Raw genomic sequence first — 23,594 nt, forward strand, 5'->3', positions numbered from 1 at the left:
GCCCCCCCGGGGGGCCCGGCCGCCCCCCCCCCGGGGGGGGGGGGTCCCCGCGGGGGGCCGGCGCCCCCCCGCGCGGGGGGTGGGCGGGGGCCCCGCCCCCCCCGGCCCCCCCCCCCGCGCCGCTGTCAGTACTTGGGGCCGATGTGGGCGTCCATGAGGGCGACGGAGGCCTTGCGGGCGATGGAGATGTTGACCTGGCCGGTGGGGCGCGGGATCGAGGCCTTCCACTGGACGCCGACGGCGTCCAGGGTGGCGGTGAAGAGGCCGATGATGTCGGTTGAGGTGTTGGTGAAGAAGTACCGCGGGTACTCGTAACGGCAGACTTCACCCCCGACGGTTTTGGTCGTCCAGTTGGTGATTCGCGTGCCGTCCGAGTGGATGAGGCCGCGCAGGAACGCCCACGGGTGGGCGTCGACAATCTCCTGTTGCCACGGCTCCAGGGCTATGGTGCGTTCGTGCTTCTTGCCGGGGCCGTGTTGGGGGAAGTAGCAGGGCAGGTGCTTCGAGTACATCTTGACGTTGTGGCAGCCTGGTCTGCGCACGCGGCAAGGGGTGAGGGTAGGGAAGACCTGGCGCATGGCCGTCTCGACGGCATCCATGATGCCGGGCCACTTGTCGTCGCAGGTTATGAAGAGACTGGGAATGCGATGCTGCTTCGGGTGGCTGATGTGACCGTCGCCCAGGTAGAGCCCGAGTAGGTATGAGTAGGCGGGGCGGTTCAGGTCGCCGCCGTCGCAGTGCATGCAGACGGACTGTTTGCGGCCTGGGAGTTCGCCGCGCTTGGCGAGATCGCGATGCTTCCACCAGGAGACCGTGCCGACGGGAACACCGAGGCGGCGAGCGGTCTCGGCGGTGCCGGCGCCACCGCGAAGGAGGTCGACAGCTCGTTCGCGCACAGAGAGCTCGTACATGTGGCCGAGCGTGTGCGAATTCGGCGAAAAAATCCGGAGGACGGTCGGATCTTCACCCGGATGGCCGAAGATCGCCAACGATTGTCTGGCTGGCGGAATCCTTCGATTCGAAGGAAAAGTGCCCCGAGTGGGATTCGAACCCACACTGTATGGTGTTTGAGACCATTGCCTCATGCCAATTGGGCTATCGGGGCCTACGATTTGAAGGCGATTGCCTTGGCGTCGTGTCTCAAACATACAGTGTCTCGGTACCCTCGTGCATGCAGTACCCCGCCGGAACTAGGAGCCCCGTGAGCACCGCCGACGAGCAGGCACAGCCGCTTGAGACCGATATGCCCCAGATCACCCGGATCGTGATCGCCGAGGACGAGGCGCTGATCCGTCTCGACCTGAAGGAGATGCTGGAGGAGGAGGGGTACACCGTCGTCGGTGAGGCCGGGGACGGGGAGACGGCGGTGCGGCTCGTGGAGGAGCTGAAGCCGGATCTGGCGATCTTCGACGTGAAGATGCCGATCCTGGACGGGCTGTCGGCCGCCGAGCAGATCCACGAGAAGCACCTGGCGCCGGTCCTCATGCTGACCGCGTTCTCGCAGCGGGAGCTGGTGGACCGGGCGCGGGACGCCGGGGCGATGGCGTACATCGTGAAGCCGTTCTCGAAGTCGGACCTGGTGCCGGCGATCGAGATGGCGGTGTCGCGGTACACCGAGATGCGGGAGCTGGAGAAGGAGATCGGGGATCTCACCCAGCGGCTGGAGACCCGGAAGCTGGTGGACCGCGCCAAGGGCGTGCTGCAGACGAAGTTCGGGCTGAACGAGCCGGCCGCGTTCCGGTGGATCCAGAAGACCTCGATGGACCGGCGGATGACGATGGCCGCGGTGGCCGAGGCGGTCATCGAGGAGGGCGAGGCCCAGGACCGCAAGAAGGCGGAAGAGGGCACGCCCGAGTAACACGGACATGACGAAGGGCCCGGCGGAAGCTTCCGCCGGGCCCTTCGGTGTTTTCAGTCCTCGCCGAGGTAGGCCTTGCGGACGGACTCGTCGTGGAGGAGGTCGGCGCCCGTCCCGGAGAGGACGATGCGGCCGGTCTCCATGACGTAGCCGCGGTCGGACAGCGACAGGGCGGCCTGGGCGTTCTGTTCGACCAGGAGGATGGTCGTACCGGACGCCTTGAGTTCGACGATGGTGGACATGATCTTCTGCATCATCAGCGGGGAGAGGCCCATCGAGGGCTCGTCCAGCATCAGCAGCTTGGGCTGGGACATCAGGGCCCGGCCCATGGCGAGCATCTGCTGCTCGCCGCCGGACAGCGTCCCGGCGGCCTGCTTGCGGCGTTCGCCGAGGATCGGGAAGAGGGTGTAGGCGCGCTCGACGTCGGACTGGATGCCCGCCGTGTCGGTGCGCAGGAAGGCGCCGAGGAGGAGGTTCTCCTCGATGGTCATGCGCGGGAAGATGTGCCGGCCTTCGGGGGAGTGGGCGAGCCCGAGGGCGACGATCTTGTGCGCGGGGACGGTGCTCAGGTCCTGGCCGTCGAAGGTGATCCGGCCACTGGTGGGCTTGAGGAGGCCGGAGAGGGTGCGCAGGGTGGTGGTCTTGCCGGCGCCGTTGGTGCCGATGAGGGTGGTGACCTCGCCCTGTTCGACGGTGAAGCTGATGCCCTTGACGGCTTCGATCTTGCCGTAGGCGACGCGGAGGTCCTCGACCTCGAGGAGTGCGGTCACTTGGGGTCCTCCGGTGCTGCGGGGGTTTCGAGCGGGGCGCCGAGGTAGGCGGTGATGACGCGCTCGTCGTTCTGGACGGTCTCGCGGTCGCCTTCGACGATCTTCTGGCCCTGGACGAGCACGGCGGTGCGGTCGCAGAGGTTGAAGATGAACCGCATGTCGTGCTCGATGACGAGGATGGAGACGCCGCGGTCGCGGATGGCGAAGACGAGCTCCTCGGCGGCGCGGGTCTCCTGGGGGTTCATGCCCGCGGTGGGTTCGTCCAGGAGCAGCAGGCCGGGGTCGGAGGCGAGGGCGCGGGCGATCTCCAGCTTGCGCTGTTCGCCGTACGGGAGGTTGCGGGCGAGGTGGTCGGCCTTCTCGGCGAGGCCGGTGAAGGCGAGGAGTTCCATCGCCTTCTCGCGGCTCTCGGCCTCGGCGCGGTGGTAGCGCGGGCCGCGCAGGATGGCGGCGAAGATGCCTTCCTTGGTGCGGCTGTGCCGGCCGACGAGGACGTTCTCCAGGACGGTCATGTTGGCGAAGAGCCGGATGTTCTGGAAGGTGCGGGCGATGCCGGCCTGGGTCACCAGGTGGGGCTTGGGGGGCAGTTGGGTGCCACGGTAGCGGACGGTGCCCTCGGTGGGGACGTACAGGCCGGTGAGGCAGTTGAAGAAGGTGGTCTTGCCGGCGCCGTTGGGGCCGATCAGGCCGATGATCTCGCCCTCGCCGACGGTGAGGGAGACGTCGTTGACGGCGGTGAGGCCGCCGAAGCGCATGGTGACGCCGGTGACGTCGAGCAGTGGCGTTGCGGTGGTCATCTGGTCGGTCACGCCCCTGCCTTGGTGAGTGCGCCCGGTTCGCCGGTGGGCTGGGCCGGGATGGCGGCTTCGTGGAACTCCAGTTGGCGGCGCCGGTTGGGGATGAGGCCCTCGGGGCGGACGCGCATCAGGACGATGAGGGCGGCGCCGAAGGCGAGGAGCTGGTAGTCGGAGAGGAATTCCAGCTTCTTGGGGATGAGGAAGAGCAGGGTGGCGCCGGCCAGCGGTCCGCTGATGGTGCCCATGCCGCCGAGGATGACGGCGGCGAGCAGGAAGGCGGAGTTGGGCGGGAGGGCCTCGGCGAAGGTGTACTGGTCGGGGGTGACGGTGTAGCTGACGTGGGCCTGGACGGTGCCGGCCAGGCCGGCCAGGCAGGCGCCGAGGGCGAAGGCGAGCAGCTTGAGCCGGAAGCCGTTGATGCCCATGGCTTCGGCGGCGGTCTCGTCCTCGCGGATGGCGACCCAGGCGCGCCCGATGCGGGAGTTGCCGACCCGGGCGAAGATCAGCACGACGACGGCGGTGACCAGCAGCATCAGCAGGTAGTAGTTGGAGAAGCGGCCGAGTTCGATGCCGCCGATGGTGTGCGGCTTGCCCAGGTTGAAGCCGAAGATCTCCAGGTCGGGGATGCGCGGGATGCCGTTGGAGCCGTTGGTGATCTTGGGGCCGGTGGTGCCGTTGAGGTTGAGCATGGTGATGCGGAAGATCTCGCCGAAGCCGAGGGTGACGATGGCGAGGTAGTCGCCGCGCAGCCGCAGGGTGGGGGCGCCGATCAGCACGCCGAAGATCATCGACACGGCGGCGCCGGTCAACATCGCGGCCCAGAACGGGAACTGGACGTGGATGGGCGAGGCGGGCGAGCCGGAGACCAGGGCGGCGGCGTAGGCGCCGACGCCGAGGAAGGCCACGTACCCGAGGTCGAGCAGACCGGCCAGGCCGACCACGATGTTGAGGCCGAGGGCGACGGTGGCGAAGATCAGGATGTTGGTGGCGACCGAGGTGTACTGGTCGCTGCTCTGGGTGAACGGGAAGCTCGCGGCGGCGGCGAACGCGGCGCCGGTGGTGACCGGGCGGTACTTGACGGTCAGTGCGCGCAGCCGGCCCAGCAGCCCGGACTTGGCGAGGGCGGCGATGGCGGGCGCGGCGAGCAGCAGGTAGCCGACGAAGAGCTCGCCGTACTCGGTGTCGATGCCGAAGGTGATCGCGTACAGGCCGAGTCCGAAGGCCAGCACGATGAGCAGGATCTCGACCCAGGACGGGAGTTCGCGCGGCGCGGGCAGCGGGCGCTCGACCGTGCCGAGGCGCAGCCGGCTGTTGGCCAGGTGGCCGAGCTGGAGCAGCAGGACGGCGCCGGCGGCGATGGCGAGGGCACTGGCCAGGGCGGTCATCACCGGGGCGACGGGCTGGTCGTCGGGGATGGCGTGGGCGGCGAACCAGCCGACGGGGGCGGCGGGGACGAGCAGGAAGAGCCGCTTGTCGATGATCCGGAGCGGGACGGCGGTGCGCCGGTCGAGCGGGAGGCCGAGGGCGCCGAGGACGCCGAGCAGGCCGCCGGCGGCGAGCACCCAGCCGCCGGGCTCGAGGTTGGCGAGGCCGCCGAGTTCCACGGAGATGGCGGTGACGGAGTACGCGGCGACGGCGAGGGCGCTGGTGGCGGCGTACAGGACGGCGTTGTTGCTGCGGCTGGGGGCGGCCCAGCGCAGGCCGGGGACGCCCTGGACGGCGAGCAGCAGGACGAGGGTGAGGACGCCGGCGACGACGGCGAGCCACTGGAGTCCGGCCGGGGAGCCGAAGTAGGTGAGGTCGCCGGGGAAGTCGCTGGTCCAGGTCCAGGACATGGCGGCGGAGGCGGCGGTCAGGAGGGCGCCGAGGCCGGTGAGGGCCGCCGCGACGGGGGCGGGCAGGGGGATGACCGGGGTGGTCTCGGTGCTGGTGGTGGTCATGGTGGTCACGCCCTGTCCGAGACGCGCTCGCCGAGGAGCCCCTGGGGCCGGACGAGGAGTACGAGGATGAGGAGTACGAACGCCCAGACGTCCTTCCAGGCGCCGCCTCCGAAGAGGTGCATGCCGGGCAGGTGCTGGATGTAGCCGGTGGCGAGGGCTTCGGCGAGGCCGAGGGCGAGGCCGCCGAGCATGGCGCCGTAGATGTTGCCGATGCCGCCGAGGACGGCGGCGGTGAAGGCCTTGAGGCCGAGGATGAAGCCCATCCGGAAGTCGACCTGGCCGCTGCGCAGTCCGTAGGCGACGGCGGCGACGGCGGCGAACGCGGCGCCGATGGCGAAGGCCATGACGATGATGCGGTCGGTGTCGATGCCCATCAGCTTGGCGGTGTCCGGGTCCTGGCTGGTGGCCTGCATGGCGCGGCCGGAGCGGGTGCGGGTGACGAACCAGCCGAGGGCGAGCATGCACAGCGGGGCGGCGATGATCAGGAAGATGTCGCTGCGCTGGATGGTGACGGAGCCGAGGCTGAAGGGGTCACCGGGGATCTTGGGGAAGACCCGGGCCTTCTTGGCGTCGGGGTAGAAGGAGAAGACCAGCTGCTGGAGGAAGATGGACAGCCCGATCGCGGTGATCAGCGGGGCCAGCCGGGGGGCGTTGCGCAGCGGCCGGTAGGCGAAGCGCTCGGCGGCGACGGCGGTGAGGGTGGAGACCAGGATGCCGGCGATCAGCATGAGGGGTAGGGCCAGCCACAGGGTGGTGCCGCCGGGGAGGGCGAGGTAGGCGGTCAGGGCGCCGAAGCCGCCGACCATGACGATCTCGCCGTGGGCGAAGTTGATGAGCTGGACGATGCCGTAGACCATCGTGTAGCCGATCGCGACGAGTCCGTAGAGGGCGCCGAGGATCAGGCCGTTGGCCAGCTGCTGCGGTAGGTCGTGCACCGCTGGGCCTCCGTAGTGCGTTCGGGGGTGTCCGCGTGGGTGGTGGATGTGGGGGTGCGCGGGGGCACTCGTGGCGCCCCCGCGCGTGTTGTGGTGCTTCGGAACTACGGCTGGGGGATCAGCCGTTGAAGGTGCCGGACTTCTCCACGGCCCACTTGCCGTCCTTGACGGTGTAGACGGTGAGCTGCTTGTTGGTGGTGTCGCCGAACTCGTCGAACGAGACCTTGCCGGTGACGCCGTCGAAGGAGACCTTCTGGACGGCGTCGCGGACGGTCCGGCGCACGCTGTCGCCGGTGGGGAGCTTGCCGTTGTTGCTGCTCACGACGCTCTTGACGGCCTGGATGATGGCCCAGGCGCTGTCGTAGGAGTAGCCGCCGTAGGTCTCGTAGGCGTCCTTGTAGCCGGCGGCCTTGTAGTCGGCGATGTACTTCTTGGCGGTGTCGAGGGACTCGACCGGCAGGCCGACGGCGGTGGCGAAGTCGCCCTGGCCCTTGGGGTTGAGCTTGATGAAGTCGCCGCTCTGGATGCCGTCGCCGCCCATCAGGGGGATGTTGACGCCGGCGTCCTTGAGCTGGAGGGAGAGCGGGCCGGCGGCGGGGTACTCGCCGCCGTAGTAGACGGCGTCGGCGCCGGAGGTCTTGACCTTGGTGACGATGGCCGAGAAGTCGCGGTCGTCCGGGTTGACGTGCTCCTCGCCCGCCAGGGTGCCGCCGAGCTTGGTGAACTCGCCCTTGAAGGTGGAGGCGAGGCCGGCGCCGTAGGTCTTCTGGTCGTCGATCAGGAAGACCTTGGTCTTCTTGGCGTCGTTGTAGAGGAACTGGGCGGCGAAGGGGCCCTGGACGGCGTCGGTGGTGGCGGTGCGGAAGTAGGACTTGAAGGGGCGCTTCTTGTCGCCGCTGGCCCACTTCTCGCCCTGGCTGAGGGCGACGCCGGTGTTGGCGGGGGAGATCTCGGTCAGGCTCGCGTCGTCGAAGATCTGCTGCATGGACTGGGCCACGCTGGAGTTGAGCGGGCCGACCACGCCGAGGACCTTGGGGTCGCCGACGAGCTGGGTGGCGTTCTGCTGGCCGGGGGCGGGCTTGGCGGTGTCGTCGAGGGCCTTGACCTCGAACTTGACGCCGGGGACCTCGTTGGCCGCGTTGGCGTTCTTGACGGCGAGGTCGACGGAGTTGCGGATGCCGAGGCCGAGGGCGGAGAGGTCGCCGGTGAGCGGGGCGTCCACGCCGATCACGACGGTGGTGGTGGCTCCGTTGTCCTTGCCGCCGGCGGTGTCGCCGGACTTCCCGCCGCGGGAGCCGCAGGCGCTGAGGCTGAGGGCGCCGATCACGGCAATGCTCACGACAATTGCGGAACGATGACGCACGAGGGTCCCCATTCGGTTCAGGAGGCGCCCGCGCCTGAGTGGCGGGAGCCGGGATGCGCGGAGGGCCGGGCCCATTCCGGACGGCGCGGTGACTGGCCGTGACTCTAGATGCCGATGGGCGGCTCGGGCAGTGCTGCGGGCAGGCTGTGATTCTCTTGTTATGAGCACACGGAGTATTTGTCTCAGCATGTGGTCGTTCTGACTCGACCGATCCTGAACTGCCCGGTGTTTACTTGCTGGTCGAAGGATGTAAGGCCCAGAAATAGGGGTTGCAGCTGGCAGCGTCGATAATCGGACAGCAGTGTCCGGTGTGCTGCTTTCGACCGTGCACGTCCGCATTTCGGACGACGGGGGCGCGGCGAAGGGGTTCCGGGCCGCTCGGGGGCCTCGGAACCGCCGCTTCCCTGGATTTCCTGCCTGTAACGCAGTGTTACGAGCGGGGGAGCCCGTCGATCGCACCGGACATGCCGACGCCCCCTCGTCCTGACCAACGCCTGCCCAGGGGGGCGGAAGGTCAAACAAGGGGGCGGGAAAGAGACTTGCTGTTCTCGACGGCGAACCGGACGTACCTGAAAGCCCGTTACAGGTCGCGCAGCATGCAGGTCAGCCGGCAGCTGGTGACCCGCTTGCCGGTGTCGTCGGTGATCGCGATCTCGTAGGTGGCGGCCGTGCGGCCCTTGAACACCGCCGTCGCCACCCCGGTGACCAGGCCGGAGGTGGCCGAGCGGTGGTGGGTGGCGTTGAGGTCCACGCCCACCGCGTACCGGCCCGGGCCGGCGTGCAGCATCGCGCCGATCGAGCCGAGCGTCTCCGCCAGCGCCGCCGACGCGCCGCCGTGCAGCAGCCCGTACGGCTGCTGGTTGCCCTCCACCGGCATGGTGCCGACCACCCGGTCGCCGGAGGCCTCGACGATGCGGATGCCGAGCTTCTCGCCGAGGTGGCCGCCGGAGAAGGTCTCCGGGTTCACGCCGAGCTTGGCGAAGTGGTCCAGCACCTCCTGCGGGACGTTCAGGACGGGGGCCGCGTCGGGGGCGGGGGCGGTGGTGTCGGGGGCGGTGCTGGGCGTGGTGCCGGGGGCCGCGTCGGTCATCGGGGGAGCTCCTGCCGCTCGGGGGTCACGTCGTCGTGCTGCCAGTGATCGTACGACCGCCCTACTCGCTGGTAGCGGCCGCGCCGCCGCCCCGGCGCGGCTCCCGCGGGTGCCCCTTTTGTCGGTGCCGGGCCATAGGATCGGGGGCCGGTAGTGGAATCGGCAGGAACGGACGTTGACGTGGCTACGCAGAGTACGGACAAGGGCGCGACGGGTGGCGGCGGGGCCGGCCCGCGGCCCCGGCTGATGCTGCTCGACGGGCACTCGATGGCCTACCGGGCCTTCTACGCCCTGCCCGTGGAGAACTTCAACACCTCCACCGGACAGCCCACCAACGCGGTCTACGGCTTCGCCTCGATGCTCGCCAACACCGTCCGGGACGAACAGCCCACCCACCTCGCCGTCGCCTTCGACCTCTCCCGGCAGACCTTCCGCTCCGCCGAGTTCCCCGACTACAAGGCCAACCGGGCCAAGACGCCGGACGAGTTCAAGAGCCAGATCGGCCTGATCGGCGAACTGCTCGACGCCATGAACATCCCCCGGATGACGGTCGAGGGCTTCGAAGCCGACGACATCATCGCCACCCTGGCCACCGCCGCCGAGGCGGCCGGCTACGACGTCGACATCGTCACCGGCGACCGCGACTCCCTCCAACTGGTCACCGACCACGTCACCGTGCTCTACCCGACCAAGGGCGTCTCCGAGCTCACCCGCTTCACCCCCGAGAAGGTCACCGAGAAGTACGGCGTCACCCCGCGCCAGTACCCCGACCTCGCCGCCCTGCGCGGCGACCCGTCCGACAACCTGCCCGGCATCCCCGGCGTCGGCGAGAAGACCGCCGCCAAGTGGGTCAACCAGTTCGGCTCCTTCGACGAACTCGTCTCCCGCGCCGACGAGGTGAAGGGCAAGATCGGCGAGAAGCTGCGCGACAACCTCGACTCGGTCAAGCGCAACCGGGTGCTCACCGAGCTGGTCCGCGACGTCGAACTCCCGCTGGGCGTCCCCGACCTGGCCCGGCAGTCCTTCGACAAGGACGCCGTCGGCACCCTGATGGAGTCGCTGGAGTTCCGCAACGCCAACTTCCGCGACCGGGTCTTCGGCATCGACCCGTCCGGCGCCGCCGAGGCCGCCGAGGCCGAACTCGCCCCCGGCGTCGAGGTCGACGGCGAACTCCTCACCGACCCGGGCACGCTGGCCGCCTGGCTGCGCGAGCACGCCTCCGACGACAAGGCGCCGGTCGCGCTCGCCGCCGTCTACCAGTGGGCCCTCGGTACCGGCGAGGTCACCGAAGTCGCCCTGGCCGCCGGGGAGTCGGCCGCCTGGTTCGACCCGGCGCTGCTCGCCGAGGAGGACGAGCAGGCCTTCGCCGGCTGGCTCGCCGACCCGGCCGCCCCCAAGGCCCTGCACATCGCCAAGCAGGTCATGCGGGCCTTCGCCGAACGCGGCTGGACCATCGCCGGGGTCGTCGCCGACACCGCGCTCGCCGCCTACCTGGAGAAGCCCGGCCGCCGCACCTTCACCCTGGAGGTGCTCGCCGAGGAGTACCTGGCCCGCTCGCTCACCCCCGCCGCCCCGGCCGCCGAGAGCGGCCAACTCGCCTTCGACGCCCCGGAGGAGGACGGCGTCGACGCCGAGGCCGCGCGCGCCCAGGCGCTCATGCTCCAGGCCCGCGCCGTGCTCGACCTCGCCGCGCTCTTCGACACCCGCCTCGCCGAGGTCGGCGCCGCCGGGCTGCTGCACGACATGGAACTGCCCATCGCCGCGCTGCTCGCCCGGATGGAGCGCTACGGCATCGCCGCCGACCGCGACTGGCTCACCCGGCTCGAAGCCCAGTTCGCCGCCGAGATCCAGCGCTGCGTCGAGGAGGCCCACGCCGCCGCCGGGCACGAGTTCAACCTCGGCTCGCCCAAGCAGCTGCAGGAGATCCTCTTCGGCGAACTCGCCCTCCCCAAGACCAAGAAGATCAAGACCGGCTACACCACCGACGCCGACGCGCTCACCTGGCTGGCCACCCAGACCGACAACGAACTGCCGGTCATCCTGCTGCGCCACCGCGACCAGGCCAAGCTGCGCACCACCGTCGAGGGCCTGCTCAAGACGGTCTCGCCGCAGGGCCGGATCCACACCACCTTCAACCAGATGGTCGCCGCCACCGGCCGGCTCTCCTCGCAGGACCCGAACCTGCAGAACATCCCGGTCCGGACGGAGGAGGGCCGCGCCATCCGCCGCGCCTTCATCGTCGGCGAGGGCTACGAGTCGCTGCTCACCGCCGACTACTCGCAGATCGAACTGCGGATCATGGCCCACCTCTCCGAGGACGAGGCCCTGATCGAGGCCTTCGCCACCGGCGAGGACCTCCACACCACCGTCGCCTCCCAGGTCTTCGAGGTCCCGGGCGCCGCCGTCGACGCCGAGATGCGGCGCAAGATCAAGGCGATGTCCTACGGCCTGGCGTACGGGCTCTCCGCGTACGGGCTCTCGCAGCAGCTCAACATCAAGCCCGCCGAGGCCCAGGGCCTGATGGACACCTACTTCGAGCGCTTCGGCGGCGTGCGCGACTACCTGCACCGGGTCGTCGAGGAGGCGCGGGCCACGGGCTACACCGAGACCCTGCTCGGCCGCCGCCGCTACCTGCCGGACCTCAACAGCGACAACCGCCAGCGCCGCGAGATGGCCGAGCGGATGGCCCTCAACGCCCCGATCCAGGGCTCGGCCGCCGACATCGTCAAGATCGCCATGCTGCGGGTGGACGAAGCCCTGCGCGCGGCCGGGCTCACCTCCCGGATGCTGCTCCAGGTGCACGACGAAATCGTGCTGGAGCTGGCGCCGGGCGAGCGCGAGCCGGTCGAGGCGATCGTCCGCGAGCAGATGGCGGGCGCCTACCCGCTGCGGGCTCCGCTGGACGTGTCCGTCGGGGTCGGTGCCAACTGGGAGTTCGCCGCGCACTGACGTGGTGGTGTGGGGCTGACGGCTGACGGCTGACGGCTGGCGGTGGGCCCGGACGCGGGGAGCGTCTGGGCCCACCGGCCGTTCGCCCGGCCTTCGTTCAGCTCCGGAAGTCCGGGTAGCCCAGGATGAGGAGCCGCTCGGACGGGTTGAGCACGTAGGGGACCACCTTGCCGGTGGACACGAAGCCGAACCGCCGGTAGAAGGCCAGCGCCCGTTCGTTGTGCTCGTGCACGCCCAGGGTCAACCAGCCCACGTCGGTGTGCACTTGGGCGTGGCGGATGCTCGCGGTCATCAGCTCGGCGGCCGGACCGGCGGGCCCGCGGTGCTGCGGGGACACGTAGACCGAGTGGATGCAGACGGTGTCCGGGACGTCCGGGACGGGCTCGACGCCGGCGATCCCGACCCAGGTGCCGGCCTCGTCGGCGGCGATGAAGGTGGCGGACTCCTCGGCGGAGGCGCCGACGTCGGCCTGCCGCCGCCAGGCGTCCTCGGGGAGGGCGGCGGTGTCCTCGTAGGTGGAGCCGAAGGCCGCGGGCGAATCGCGCAGCGCCTCCAGCCTGATCGCCCGGAGTTCCCGGTGCTCGGTGCCGGTGATCCGACGGATGGAGTAGGGCATGGGGCTCAGACCTGTTCGAAGTGGAACGACTTGATGAAACAGTCGCGGGGCTGGGCGACCGCGAAGAGGACGCACTGCACGAGGGACTGCGCGGTGAGGGCGTCCGCGGCCCCGCGCGGGGTGGCCTCCCACTCCTCGGTGAGGGGGTCGGGGTTGGCGAAGTCCGGCGGGTAGAGGGAGATCACCCGAACCCCCTGGGGCCGCAGGCGCTTGGAGAGGATGTCGACGAACCCGGCCTGGGCGCTCTTGGCCGCGTAGAAGGCGTCGTGCGCGTCCGAGCGGTGGTGCCCGGCGGTTCCGCAGGTGGAGACCATGGTCACCACATCCGGCTTGTCCGAGGCGAGCAGGAGCGGGAGGAAGCTCTTCACGGTCAGCACGGTGCCGGTGGCGCCGGAGGCGATCGTGTCGACGACATCGGCATCGGAGGCGGCGAGGAGATCCGGGCCCGTGAGGTAGCGGGCGCCGTTGTTGATCAGCAGGTCGACGCGGTCGGTGCGCCGGCCGACCCCGGTGGCGAAGCCGCGGATCGAGGCGGGGTCCGTCAGGTCGCAGGCGAAGGCGTGGACGCGCTGGTGCCCCCGCTCCCGGATCTCGTCCCGGACCCGCTCGGCGGCGGCGAGCGTGCGCGCGGAGAGGAAGACCTCGGCGCCGAGGTCCGCGAGCCGGATGGCCAAGGTGCGGCCGAAGTCGCGGCCGGCGGCGGTGATGACCACCCGGTGGTCGTCGAATTGCATGTCAGTGCTCCTGGTCGGTGGATCGGGTGTCGCGGCGACAGCTCTCCCGTCGGCCCTGCGCCCGGGTCCGCCGACCAGGCTGGCCGACGCACAGCGGTGTCACATCCTCCTGGACGGCCGGAACCGTCCCCTCACCGGGGGAGACCGGGCTCGTTGACCGGCTGGGGCGGGCGGCTGCTGCGCAGGAAGTCGGCCGGGCCGACTTCCTCCGCACTTCCTGTGCACTTCCTTTGTGCGGAGCGGGAGTTACGGGAGCTGGCTGGTGGGCCCGGGCGGCCGACGGGCCCGGGCGCGGGGAGTGTCCGGGCCCGCCGCTACGATCTGCCGGTCCGTCGCGCAGCGGGCGCGGCGAGGAGCGGGGGAGCGGCGATGACCGAGGCGGATGAGAGCGCGGCGGGGCGGCGGGGGTTCCGGCGGCCCTGGGGGGCGGTGTTGGCCGTGCTGCTGCTGGTGGCCGTGGGCGGGTCGGTGTGGGCGCTGTCCGGTGGCCGGGGCGGATCGGCCGCGCCGAGTGCGGCGGTGAGACCGACGGCGCAGCCCTCGCCGACCGCTGCGCCGACGCCGACGGTCACGCCGACGGCCAGTGAGACACCGGTGTCGCCGAGCCTCACCCCCAGCCCGAGCGCGACGGCGGAGCCGGTTGCGGCGCCCGCCACTGAGGAGCCGGCCGAGCCGGACACCAGCGCCCCGGCCGCGCCCAGGAAGCCCACGGCCAAGGCCGTACAGGCCCCCGCCGCCAAGCCGCAGGGGGGCGCCCCGGCCCCGGCCCCAGCCCCGGCGAAGCCCAAGGCCCCGGCCGCCCCGGCGGGACAGGACCCGCACGACCTCGCACCGGTGCCCTGCACCAACTGCCGCACCGACCCGCAACCCGGCTCGGGCGACTGCTACCTGCGCGGCGAGGCCAAGGTCATGGTCTGCGGCCCGGTGCAGATGGGCACCCCGCTGCCGCGCCGCCCGGACCCGGCGTTCACGCCGGGCTCCGCGCACTGACGATACGACAGAAAGCTGTGGCTGCAAGCCTGTTCCCGGCCGCATCCGCAGCCCCTACGCTGGGCCCATGGCGGCTGGACCGGCGTTGCGCGCAGGGCCCGACTCGACTGACCTGGTCTTCGCGCGGGGCGGCGGGACGCGCGTCGAGGCGGTGCGCACCGTCCTGAGGGCGGGCCGCGCCGCGCTGTTCGCGCCGGTGGTCCTGGGCGGGTTCTCGGTGCTGCTCGGTCTGGTGCTGTTCATCACCTTCGGGGTGGGCCTGGGCACGGTGCTGCTGGTCCTCGCGCTGGTGTCGGCGGCGGAGATCCTGCTCATCGCCCCCCTGGGGGCCGTCGCCGACCTCAGGGTGGCCCGCCGGGTGGAGTTCGCGCCGCCGACCGCACCGGAGCGGATGCGTTTCGTCTGGCCGGGCCGCGTCGACCCCTGGCTCCCGGTGTCGGAGCTGAGCCGGGTCGTGATCACCTACCGGATCGAGGAGCCGTACCCGGGCGACCCGCGCCCCGCCGGCCACACGTACGACCTGCGCATGGTCCTGCGGCACAACCAGAAGGCCCCGGACCTGCGTTCGCGCACGGGGGATCCCGGGCGGCTGGCCGAGGAGCTGACGGCGCTGCTGTCCTCGGCCGGCGTGCGGGTCGAACTGGAGACCTTCCGCAAGGTCCGGCCCCTGCCCCCGCCATCCTCGCCCTGGGTCTACGGCGGCTCGGGCTCGGCCAACTCCGGTGGCGGCTGAGCCCGCCGACGGGCACTGGTTCGCCTCGCCGGTCCGGCGGTGGCCACCGGCTCTTCCCGGGGCCGGTGCCCCATCGCCCCCTGGGTGCATGTCCGCTGGTGCGCCGCTTCGGCCCACGATGCTGCTGCTGGTCAGGAGCGGGCGCCCAGACGAGTGGCGGCGGGTCTCCGACCTGCGGCGGATCGAGCTGGACGAGGTGCTCACCGACCACGGTCCGAGCGACTTCGACCGCTGGCTGTACGGAAGGGTCGTCCTGGAGCTGGGCGGGCTCTCCCGTTCCGGCGCGTTCGGCCGGGGGAGCGCGTACAGTCGCGCGGTGGTGGGCTTGTGGTGCGTTCGCGCGTCCGGGGGGGACTTGTGGAGTACGTGTACGACAGTTGGGGCTGGCAGGAGACGCGCGAGTTCGTCGCGGCGCTCCCGGCCGAGGAGATGCTCGCCCTGTATCCGCGGGCGCTGCGCGGGCGGACCGCGCTGATGACGATGACGTTGACCCGTCGTCTGATCGAGCTCGGTGACCCGCGCGCGGTCGACGTGGCACTCGCGGCGCTGGCCCCGGGCCGGGGTGGCTGGGCGAATCACTCCGTGGAGATCCTCTACGAGCTCGGCGGTGCCCGGGTCGTGCCGGCCATGGTGGAATCGCTGCCCGTCGCCGGACGGGAGGAACTCGCGGGCAGCCACGCCGTGGTCACGGCGCTGGCCCGGATCGGCGGGGCGGCCGCGACCGCGGGCCTGGTCCGCCACGCCCGGTGGGTGGCCGCCCGGCCCGTCGGGCAGCGGCGGCGGTACGGCGGCGAGGCGTACCCCGAGACGGTGGTGTGGGCGCTGTGCCGCCTGGGCACCCCCGAGTGCGTGGACGTGGTCCTGGACCTGACCCGGACCATGCAGATCCTGTGGCAGGAAGCCACGTTGCGCAGTCTGGTCCCGGTGGCCGACGAGCGGTTCGTGCCCTTCTTCCTCGAACTGTGCGCCGGCCCGCACCGCGCGGTCGGCCTGGCCGGACTGGAACGGGTCGCCACCGAGCGCGCGTTGCCGGTCTTGCAGCAGATCTTCTTCCACTCGCCCGACTCCGACCGGAGGTCCCACCGCAGCGCCGCCCGCGCGCTGGCCTCGTTCGGCAGCGCGATCTCCTGGAAGCTCGTGCCGGGCTGGCCGTGGCGGGTTGCCGACGCCGACGCCAGGACCCGCCGCTCGTTCGCCTGGATCCTGGGCCGGGTCGGCCGCGGCACGATCAGCCGACAGCTCCCCTACCCCGCGGCGCTCCTCGACGACGAGGACGAGTCGGTGCGCGGCCAGGCCGCCACCTCACTCGGGCTGATCGGTGACCCCCAGGCGCTTCCCGGCCTGCTGGCGGCCCTGGGCGACCCCTCGCACCGGGTCCGCGCCCGCGCGGCGACCGCGATCGGCCGCCTGGGCGTGGACGAGGAGGCCGCCACCGCGCTGGCCGGCGTGGCCGAGGCCGACCCGGTCCGCTGCGTCCGCGACGCCGCGGCCGCCGCCCTGCGGACCGGGCCGCGCTGAGGGACCCGCCTGGGCAGGGGGCCACCGGCAGGTGGTCAGGGGGTGGCGTCGATGCGGACCGAGCCGATCGTCGTGGGCGGGTTGAAGAACATGGGGCTCTGGCCCTGCCTGATGACGTTGCCGGTGCAGTTGCGGAACTGGAAGACGGTCATCCGCCCCGAGCCCGCCCGGCTGCCCACGGCGACGCTCTCGATGTGGGTGGTCAGCGACGGGTTGACGCACTGCCCGACGACGACCTGCCGGGAGCTGACGGTGGTGCCGTCGTCGATCTGCAGGCTCGCCGGGCCGCCGGCCGCCGCCGCCGTGGTGGCCGTGGCGAGGACGGCCGCCAGGGCGATCGATCCGATGGTGCCGCCGGTACGGACGAGCCGGGACGGGAAGCTGCGCATGCGGGTGTCCTTCCTCCGATGGGTCAGGTCACGCAGGCCCCGGAGAAGGGACCCGGCGACACCCTGGCCGACAGCGGGCGCGGCCACCCGGAAATCGGCCGGGGATTCCCCCGAACGAGCTTCCTGCCCGGGGGAGTTGTGACCACCGGGGCTCGTGGGGATCAGTGCCTGCGGTCCTCGATCGTCCAGCCGGCGCCCAGGTCGCGGCGGAGCGCCTCGAGTGCCGTGTCGGCCTCGGCCCGGAACGATTGCCACTGCTCCCCGGTCCAGGGTGAGGGGCCGCCCGGGTGGTCCCAGTCGAGGGAGGACTGGTACAGCTCGGAGAGTCTCAAGAGCTCGTCCTGGCTGGCCGGGGTGATGGGCAGCTTCTCCGGGGCGCAGGGGTACCCGAAGGGGCTGTCGAGGTCGGGAGCACCGGAGGGGCCTGGCCACAACGGGGTGTCGACGCCGTACTCGAAGAAGAACCGCAGGTGATAGGCCATGCCCCAGCCTTTCACAGCACTGAGGACCGAGCACATGAGCGGCCGGTGGGGTGGCGGAGTGCTACCGGGAGGTCGTGAGGCTGTCCACGACCGCGGCGAGCCGGTCCAGCTCGAACGCGCCGCGCAGCGCGTCGGCGTAGTCGCGGACGTGTACGATCCGGCCCTCGCGGACCCGCATTACGAGCACGAAGGGCAAGGTGAACGACCGGCCCGTCCCGGTGATCCTGGCGGCTGCCTGCTGCTCGGTGATGATCACCTCCGGGTCGGCCGTCTCGTGCACGACGACGTTGCGGATCTCCTCGACCCGCACCGGGGCCGCCGCCCAGGCGGCGCCGAAGCCCTGCCGGATCTCCGCCCGGCTGGTGTAGCGCCCGGGCCGGCCGGGGGTCAGGAACGGGAACTCGTACACGGCGTCCTCGGCGTGGAGGTCGGCCAGTTCGTCCGCCGAGAGGTTGACCACGGCCCGGTGGAACGCCGCGAGCAACTCGCGGGGACCCTCAACCTCGGTAGGACCGGGGCGCGAGGGGGCTGCGGATCCAGGCGGTGACGGCCCGCAGGTCGACCGGGTGGGTCGTGTCGACGTGGAGGGTCGGGCCGATGCCGAGAGGGCGGGCGGTGCGTCGCCAGCGTTCCCAGTCGCTGTCGGTCAGCAGGTCGCCGTGGATCGGATGGCGGGGGTGCCGGGCTTCGAAGCGGCGGCGGGCGGTCTCCAGTGGGACGTCGCACCAGATCTCCACTGCGGTCGGGATGTCGGCGCGGTCCAGGCCCTGGACGACGAAGTCGCGGAAGTCGGTCGGCCAGCAGGATTCCAGGACGGCACCGGCAGGTGCGTCCGCCAGCAGCGCCCACATCGTCTCGCTGGCCGCGGCGCCGAGCGCGGCGTTCCAGCGCCGCTGTGGTGCGTCGGCCCGTTCGGTGCCCAGCACATCGGCGTGGGCCTCCTTGATCACGTCCTTGCTGAACAGCGGTAGCCCCAGCTGCCCGGCCAGGGCGCGGGCCAGGGTCGACTTCCCCGCCCCGGGAAGCCCGTTGACCAGAACGGCGAGAGGTCCGGTCCGAGCAAGATCTTGGCCTTCGGGCTCATCGGTTACGGGCATGGCGCCCAGTGTTGTGGACCCGTCGCCGGGATGTCATACAAATGATGGGATCTTCACCGGGAGATCGGGCACTGGCGCTGCCGACGACGGCGAGGGCGTGTTCGGCGCTGTGCGGGCTGCTGCGCAGGAAGTCGGTGAGGTCGACTTCCTGCGCTCAGGTGTGGGCTGCGCCGGTGGCTTTCCGGCGTGGTGATCCGGCGTCGGGGGCGCGTGGCCTGCCGCGTGCGCCTGCCGCAGGTTGACACGCGCCTTCTGGCCACGTGAGAACGCCGATCGGGTCCTACGCTGGTGTCGGCCCGCCAGCCCCGTCGAAGGACCGCGTATGCGCCGTTCCCGTCTCGTGGTGTCCCTGGCCCTGTCCGCCGTGACCGCCGCCACCCTCGTTGCCGCCGATGCCGCGCCGGACGGGCCGGTCCCGTCGGTCAGCCTGCCGGTGTTGCGCGACCCGCAGGCCCAGCAGAAGCTCCACCGCATGACCGACCCGGTGCAGGACTGGGTGGAGTCCGGCGCCCCGGCGGCGGACGGCTACGCCGGGACCGTGATCGACGCGTCGGACCAGCACGCCGACATCTTCTGGAAGGGCGAGGCCCCCGCCGAGGTCCGGGCGCTGCTCGACGCGAACGCCAGCCCCGGATTCACCGTCGACGTTCACCAAAGCCCGTACTCCCGTGCGGAGATGCGCGCCGCGATCGACCGGTTCACCGCCGCCGTGGCGCCCGAGGCCTGGACGTCGATCGGCCCGCAGGAGGACGGCGCCGCCATCGCGATCAGCTACTCGCCGGCGAACGCGACGCGACTGACCGGCGGCGCCACGACCGAGCAGGCGTACTCCCGGCGGGCCGCCGAGATCGCCGGGATGCCGGTGACGGCCAGCACCGGGGGCCGCCCGGCCGCGCTGTCCGGCAGGCGGCACTCCGACAGTGCGCCGTACTACGCGGGCGCCGAGGTCAACACCGGGAAGGCCTCGTTCTGCTCGACCGCGTTCAGCGGGTGGAAGGGCAGGACCAAGGTGCTGCTGACCGCCGCGCACTGCGGCAACGGCCGGTACTACAACGGCACCGGCTCCTACATCGGCGACCTGTACGCGATCGGCGACGGCCTGGACGTCGGCATGATCGGGATCAACGGCGACGGCGCCGGCCGGTTCTACGACGGCGCCTGGTCGGACAGCAGCGGGTCATCCCGGCACACCTACGGCGCCGGGCGCAACAACGTCGGTGACCTGATCTGCCTCAGCGGCGCCCAGTCGGGGTGGAAGTGCGACGTGGAGGTCAAGAGGGTCGACGTCGAGACGACGAACGACGAGGGGACGAGGATCAAGCCGGTGGACGTCGCGGAGTCGAAGGGCGGCGACCGACGCGCGATCGGCGCGAAGGGCGACAGCGGCGGCCCCGCACTCGCCAACCCGTCCGGTGCGAACGGCGACATGGAGGCCCGTGGCGTCATCGTGGCCGGAGGGTCGGAGGTCGGCTGCCCGGCGGGATCGACGGCGCACTCGACGACCTGCTACGCACAGGTGCTGTACGTGCCGATGACGCCGGTGGTGAACCAGATGGGCTTCTCGATCTCCTGACGGCAGCTCCCGACGGCAGCTCCCGACGGCAGCTCCTGTCGGCATCTCCCGACGGCGTCACTTCCGCTGGTTGACGCGGCGGGTGGGCTCGGCCGTGGTCGGGTCCTCGGGCCAGGGGTGGCGGGGGTAGCGGCCCCGCAGCTCGGCACGGACGGCGCGGTAGCCGTTCTGCCAGAAGCTCTCCAGGTCGCCGGTGACGGCAGCGGGGCGGCCGGCGGGCGACAGCATGTGGATGGTGAGGGGCACGCGGCCGGCGGCGAGGGTGGGGGTCTTGGTCCAGCCGAAGAGTTCCTGCAACTTGACTGCCAGCACGGGGCGTTCGGTGCTGTAGTCCACCCGTATCCTCGAGCCGGACGGCACGGTGATCCGCTCGGGGGCCAGCTCGTCCAGGCGGCCCGCCTCACCGGTGGCCCAGGGGAGCAGGCGTTGCAGGGCCGCCGTCGTATCAATGCGAGCGAGGTCGGCTCGGCGGCGGGCGCGGGAGAGTTCGGGCTCCAGCCACTCGTCGGCGCGTTCCAGCAGCGCCTCGTCGGACACGTCGGGCCAGGGGTCGCCGAGGGCGGCGCGGAGGAAGGCGAGGCGTTCGCGGAGGCCGGAGGTGAACGTCAGCAGGGTGCTGACGCCCTCGCGGGCGAGGCCTTCCAGCAAGGCGCCCCGGATCAGCGCCGGGTCGGGGCGGTTGAGGCGCTTCTCGGCGAGTTCGATGGCGCCGAGGGACTCCACCCGGCGGGCGGTGACCTCGTCGCGGCGGGTGTCCCAGTGGACTTCCTCGCGGGCGGTCATCAGGGACGCGCCGGCGAGCAGGGCGGTGTCCTCGTCCAGCGCCGCAGCGTGCAGGATCCGCGCCGAGTGCGAGCCCGCCGGGCGGTCGGCGACCGCGACGGCGAGCCAGGGGAGGGCGCCCAGAACGGTCCCGGGGGCGAGTTCGGCGGCCGTTCCGGCCGCCATCAGGTACGGGCTGCGCTCGCCGGGAGCGGGCCGTTCGACCCTCGCGCGGGCGATGCGTTCGGGGAAGGCGAGGGCGACGACGAGTCCGACGGCCGTGGCGTCAGGCAAGGAGGTGGCGGACTCGTCGGAGGTGGCGCGGAGAAGCCGGCGGACTTCGTCGCGCCAGCGTCCGGTGTAGGGGTCCTTGGCGGAGCGGACCGCCCGCCACACCGCCCCCAGGTCGTCCCCCAGCGCACGAGGAGGTTCCTCGGAGAGCAGCGCGACCACTTCGGCCGCCCGTCGCGCACCGACCGCGGCGGCCCCGTCGACCAGGGCGCGGGCGAGCCGGGGGTGCAGCCCCGTGCGGGCGAGCCGGATGCCGCGGTCGGTGGCCCGGCCGTCGGGGGAGACCGCGCCGAGGGCGGTCAGGGTCTGCCGGGCGGCCGCCATCGCCCCGGCGGGCGGGGCGTCGGGCAGGGCGAGCCCGGTGGCGTCCGGGTCGCCCCAGCAGGCGGCCTGGAGGGCGAAGGACGTCAGGTCGGCGAGGGCGATCTCGGGGGTGGGGAAGCGGACCGCGAGGGCGTCCTCGGCTTCGTTCCAGCACCGGTAGACGGTGCCGGGTGCCTCGCGCCCCGCCCGCCCCGCCCGCTGGCGGGCGGCCGCGAGCGAGGCCCGTACGGTGACCAGCCCGGCCAGGCCCCGGGCGTGGTCGGTGCGCGGCTCGCGGGCGAGCCCGGCGTCGACCACCACCCGCACGCCGGGCACGGTCAGCGAGGACTCGGCGACGGCGGTGGCGAGGACGACCCGCCGCCCCTCCGAGGGCGTGAGCGCGGCGTCCTGCACCGCCTGCGGGGCGCGGCCGTGGAGTTGCAGCACCTCGGCCGGAACGCCGCCCAACTGCCCCGCCACCCGGGCGATTTCGCCGACCCCGGGCAGGAAGCAGAGCACGTCCCCGTCCTGCTCGCCCAGCGCCCGCCGGACGACGGCCGCGACGTGGTCGAGCAGCGCCGGATCCACCCTGGTCCCGTGCGCGGGCCGGACGGCGCGCGGCGGCGGTGCCCAGACCACGTCGACCGGGTGGGACACCCCGTGCGCCTCCACCACCGGTGCCCCGCCGAGGAGTTCGGCCCAGGCCTCGGTGTCGGAGGTGGCCGAGGCGCAGACCAGCCGCAGTTCGGGCCGCAGCGCCGCCCGGACGTCCAGCAGGAAGGCGAGGGCGGTGTCGGCGTCCAGGTGCCGTTCGTGGCACTCGTCCAGGATGACGACGTCCACGCCGGGCAACTCCTGGTCGCGCTGCAGCCGTTGCAGCAGCACCCCGGTGGTGACCACCTCGACGACGGTCTCCGGCCCGACGCGTCGCTCCCCGCGCACCGTGTACCCGACCTCGCGGCCCACGGAGGAACCGAGCAGCCAGGCCATCCGCCGGGCGGCGGCCCGGACGGCGAGCCGCCGGGGTTCGGCGACCAGCACCCGCCGGACGGGCCGGCCGTCGGAGAGCAGCCCGGCCAGGGCGAGCGGCACCAGCGTCGTCTTGCCGGTGCCGGGCGGGGCGGCGAGGACGGCCGCCCCGAACCGATCAAGCGCCTCGTGCAGGGCGGGCAGGGCGGTGCGGACGGGCAGTTCGCGCCACGCGGGGTTCAAAGGGGTCAGCCCCGCTCGGTGACGAAGATCGCCGTGCCGGGGATCAGCCGCCCGCGCAGCGGGGACCAGCCGCCCCACTCCTGCTCCAGCCCGGCCGGCCACTCGGGCTCGACCAGGTCGACCAGGCGGAAGCCGGCGGCGACGAGCTCGCGGACCCGGTCGCCCAGGGTGCGGTGGTGCTCGACGTAGGTGGCGTGGCCGTTCTCGTCCTGCTCGACGTACGGGGTGCGGTCGAAGTAGGAGGACATCGCGGTGAGGCCCTCGACGCCGGGCTCGTCGGGGAAGGCCCAGCGGATCGGGTGGGTCACCGAGAACACCCAGCGCCCGCCGGGCCGCAGCACCCGGTGCACCTCGCGCATCAGGCGCTCGGTGTCGGCGCTGAACGGGACGGCGCCGTACGCGGAGCAGGCGAGGTCGAAGGAGGCGTCGGCGAAGGGCAGCACGGCGGCGTCGGCCTGGACGACGGGGACGGGGACGGTGCCGCGGCCGAGGTCGATCCGGAGGGAGTGCTGGAGCTGGCGGTAGGAGATGTCCAGGGCGACCGGGCGGGCGCCGCGGGCGGCCAGCCAGCGGGAGCACTGGGCGGCGCCGGCGCCGAGCTCCAGCACGTCCTTCCCCGCGACCTCGCCGAGCAGGCGGGCGTCGGCCTCGTCCAGGCCTTCGGGGCACCAGGTGAAGCGGGCGTCGCCGAGGAACTCGCCGTGCTCGTCCTGGTACTCGTCGGCGTTGCGGTCCCACCAGTGCCGGCTGGCCCGGCTGCTCTCCCCGGCGCCGGCCTCGCGCCGGACCGCGTCGTCGCCGTCCTCCTCCTGTTCCTCCTGCTCCTCCTCCTCGAACTCATCGGCCCCCGCGGGGGAGGTGTCAAGATCGTGAAGGGGGGACTGGGGGGTGGTGGCCACGGTGACAATGCCCATCGCGTAGGGTATGGAGTGCGGAAGCGCCGCTGCCGCGAACCGGCCCCTATTTTGCAGGGTCGGGTCCTGGCGGTGGCATCCGGGGAAGGGCCCCTTCGGGCGCCACCGAGAGGTGCGCAATCGGAGGATATGGCCTGATCCGTACCAGGCTCCACCGTCTTGCCGCTCTTGGCGTTGACCGTGCCTGGCCGTCCCCGTATGCTACAAGTTGCGCTGCGGGCCTGCGCGCCTCGGACGGAGCAGGTCGCGCTCGCATCTGTCGAAGACCCCACGGTCGC

21 protein-coding genes and 1 tRNA gene are annotated in these 23,594 nt (G+C 72.1%); 6 read left to right on the forward strand and 16 right to left on the reverse strand.

All coding sequences use genetic code 11. From position 1 onward, the window contains the following. Positions 1-125: 125 nt before the first annotated feature. Together ACFVXG_RS42010 and ACFVXG_RS42015 are read right to left on the reverse strand one after the other, a co-directional pair. Positions 126-911 carry a helix-turn-helix domain-containing protein gene (locus tag ACFVXG_RS42010; RefSeq protein WP_387935796.1) on the reverse strand — a complete coding sequence of 262 codons (786 nt, stop codon included), beginning with the start codon at positions 909-911 and terminating at the stop codon, positions 126-128. A gap of 119 nt (positions 912-1,030) precedes the next feature. Beyond that, positions 1,031-1,105, reverse strand: a tRNA-Leu gene (locus tag ACFVXG_RS42015). Positions 1,106-1,243: 138 nt separating this feature from the next. Between ACFVXG_RS42015 and ACFVXG_RS42020 the strand changes: the two genes are divergently transcribed. Next, complete coding sequence (locus ACFVXG_RS42020; protein WP_387935797.1) at positions 1,244-1,858, forward strand: ANTAR domain-containing response regulator; 615 nt, start codon at positions 1,244-1,246, stop codon at positions 1,856-1,858. Between the two features lie 53 nt (positions 1,859-1,911). On the opposite strand, the gene ACFVXG_RS42025 is transcribed toward ACFVXG_RS42020, so the two are convergent. The 6 genes from ACFVXG_RS42025 to ACFVXG_RS42050 form a co-directional block, all read right to left on the reverse strand. Then, the gene (locus ACFVXG_RS42025; RefSeq protein WP_387935765.1) at positions 1,912-2,628 is read right to left on the reverse strand and encodes an ABC transporter ATP-binding protein; all 717 of its coding nucleotides are present in this window, start codon (positions 2,626-2,628) and stop codon (positions 1,912-1,914) included. Further along, on the reverse strand, positions 2,625-3,425 hold the full coding sequence (locus ACFVXG_RS42030; protein ID WP_387935798.1) for an ABC transporter ATP-binding protein: 801 nt from the start codon (positions 3,423-3,425) through the stop codon (positions 2,625-2,627). The genes ACFVXG_RS42025 and ACFVXG_RS42030 overlap by 4 nt, the downstream gene beginning before the upstream one ends. Positions 3,426-3,433: 8 nt before the next feature. Then, entirely contained in the window at positions 3,434-5,365 is a 1,932-nt protein-coding gene (locus tag ACFVXG_RS42035; protein ID WP_387935766.1) for a branched-chain amino acid ABC transporter permease, read from the reverse strand. Positions 5,366-5,370: 5 nt separating this feature from the next. Then, positions 5,371-6,300 (reverse strand): branched-chain amino acid ABC transporter permease, encoded by a 930-nt coding sequence (locus ACFVXG_RS42040; protein WP_350505243.1) that lies wholly within the window; start codon positions 6,298-6,300, stop codon positions 5,371-5,373. A gap of 118 nt (positions 6,301-6,418) precedes the next feature. Further along, on the reverse strand, positions 6,419-7,663 hold the full coding sequence (locus ACFVXG_RS42045) for a branched-chain amino acid ABC transporter substrate-binding protein (protein ID WP_387935767.1): 1,245 nt from the start codon (positions 7,661-7,663) through the stop codon (positions 6,419-6,421). Between the two features lie 580 nt (positions 7,664-8,243). Continuing rightward, positions 8,244-8,753 carry a PaaI family thioesterase gene (locus ACFVXG_RS42050; protein ID WP_387935768.1) on the reverse strand — a complete coding sequence of 170 codons (510 nt, stop codon included), beginning with the start codon at positions 8,751-8,753 and terminating at the stop codon, positions 8,244-8,246. Between the two features lie 246 nt (positions 8,754-8,999). Between ACFVXG_RS42050 and polA the strand changes: the two genes are divergently transcribed. Next, positions 9,000-11,702, forward strand: a complete 2,703-nt coding sequence (polA, locus tag ACFVXG_RS42055) for a DNA polymerase I (RefSeq protein ID WP_387935799.1) — start codon at positions 9,000-9,002, stop codon at positions 11,700-11,702. Positions 11,703-11,799: 97 nt separating this feature from the next. On the opposite strand, the gene ACFVXG_RS42060 is transcribed toward polA, so the two are convergent. Together ACFVXG_RS42060 and ACFVXG_RS42065 are read right to left on the reverse strand one after the other, a co-directional pair. Beyond that, positions 11,800-12,318: a GNAT family N-acetyltransferase gene (locus tag ACFVXG_RS42060; RefSeq protein WP_387935769.1), complete on the reverse strand. Its 519-nt coding sequence runs from the start codon at positions 12,316-12,318 to the stop codon at positions 11,800-11,802. A 5-nt stretch (positions 12,319-12,323) separates the two neighbouring features. Further along, positions 12,324-13,052, reverse strand: a complete 729-nt coding sequence (locus ACFVXG_RS42065) for an SDR family oxidoreductase (RefSeq protein ID WP_387935770.1) — start codon at positions 13,050-13,052, stop codon at positions 12,324-12,326. A gap of 369 nt (positions 13,053-13,421) precedes the next feature. Here ACFVXG_RS42065 and ACFVXG_RS42070 point away from each other — a divergent pair, with 369 nt between their 5' ends. From ACFVXG_RS42070 to ACFVXG_RS42080, 3 genes are all read left to right on the forward strand, one after another. After that, positions 13,422-14,042: a hypothetical protein gene (locus ACFVXG_RS42070; protein ID WP_387935771.1), complete on the forward strand. Its 621-nt coding sequence runs from the start codon at positions 13,422-13,424 to the stop codon at positions 14,040-14,042. 67 nt (positions 14,043-14,109) lie between these two features. After that, positions 14,110-14,775 carry a hypothetical protein gene (locus ACFVXG_RS42075; RefSeq protein WP_387935772.1) on the forward strand — a complete coding sequence of 222 codons (666 nt, stop codon included), beginning with the start codon at positions 14,110-14,112 and terminating at the stop codon, positions 14,773-14,775. A 357-nt stretch (positions 14,776-15,132) separates the two neighbouring features. Then, entirely contained in the window at positions 15,133-16,293 is a 1,161-nt protein-coding gene (locus ACFVXG_RS42080; RefSeq protein ID WP_387935773.1) for a HEAT repeat domain-containing protein, read from the forward strand. A gap of 35 nt (positions 16,294-16,328) precedes the next feature. Here the strand turns inward: ACFVXG_RS42080 and ACFVXG_RS42085 are convergent, their stop codons facing one another. The 4 genes from ACFVXG_RS42085 to ACFVXG_RS42100 all read right to left on the reverse strand — a co-directional run bounded on the left by ACFVXG_RS42085 (position 16,329) and on the right by ACFVXG_RS42100 (position 18,261). Continuing rightward, positions 16,329-16,682, reverse strand: a complete 354-nt coding sequence (locus ACFVXG_RS42085; protein ID WP_387935774.1) for a hypothetical protein — start codon at positions 16,680-16,682, stop codon at positions 16,329-16,331. A 161-nt stretch (positions 16,683-16,843) separates the two neighbouring features. Next, positions 16,844-17,164 carry a hypothetical protein gene (locus ACFVXG_RS42090; RefSeq protein ID WP_387935775.1) on the reverse strand — a complete coding sequence of 107 codons (321 nt, stop codon included), beginning with the start codon at positions 17,162-17,164 and terminating at the stop codon, positions 16,844-16,846. 61 nt (positions 17,165-17,225) lie between these two features. Then, complete coding sequence (locus tag ACFVXG_RS42095; RefSeq protein WP_387935776.1) at positions 17,226-17,648, reverse strand: nuclear transport factor 2 family protein; 423 nt, start codon at positions 17,646-17,648, stop codon at positions 17,226-17,228. A 13-nt stretch (positions 17,649-17,661) separates the two neighbouring features. Further along, entirely contained in the window at positions 17,662-18,261 is a 600-nt protein-coding gene (locus ACFVXG_RS42100; protein WP_387935777.1) for an AAA family ATPase, read from the reverse strand. 322 nt (positions 18,262-18,583) lie between these two features. Here ACFVXG_RS42100 and ACFVXG_RS42105 point away from each other — a divergent pair, with 322 nt between their 5' ends. Beyond that, the gene (locus ACFVXG_RS42105) at positions 18,584-19,834 is read left to right on the forward strand and encodes a hypothetical protein (RefSeq protein WP_387935778.1); all 1,251 of its coding nucleotides are present in this window, start codon (positions 18,584-18,586) and stop codon (positions 19,832-19,834) included. Positions 19,835-19,891: 57 nt separating this feature from the next. On the opposite strand, the gene hrpB is transcribed toward ACFVXG_RS42105, so the two are convergent. Then, positions 19,892-22,402: an ATP-dependent helicase HrpB gene (hrpB, locus tag ACFVXG_RS42110; protein WP_387935779.1), complete on the reverse strand. Its 2,511-nt coding sequence runs from the start codon at positions 22,400-22,402 to the stop codon at positions 19,892-19,894. Positions 22,403-22,407: 5 nt separating this feature from the next. Beyond that, positions 22,408-23,316: a class I SAM-dependent methyltransferase gene (locus ACFVXG_RS42115; RefSeq protein WP_387935780.1), complete on the reverse strand. Its 909-nt coding sequence runs from the start codon at positions 23,314-23,316 to the stop codon at positions 22,408-22,410. Positions 23,317-23,594 lie beyond the last annotated feature (278 nt).

This window comes from Kitasatospora sp. NPDC058162 (genome assembly GCF_042884005.1).
Lineage (GTDB): Bacteria > Actinomycetota > Actinomycetes > Streptomycetales > Streptomycetaceae > Kitasatospora.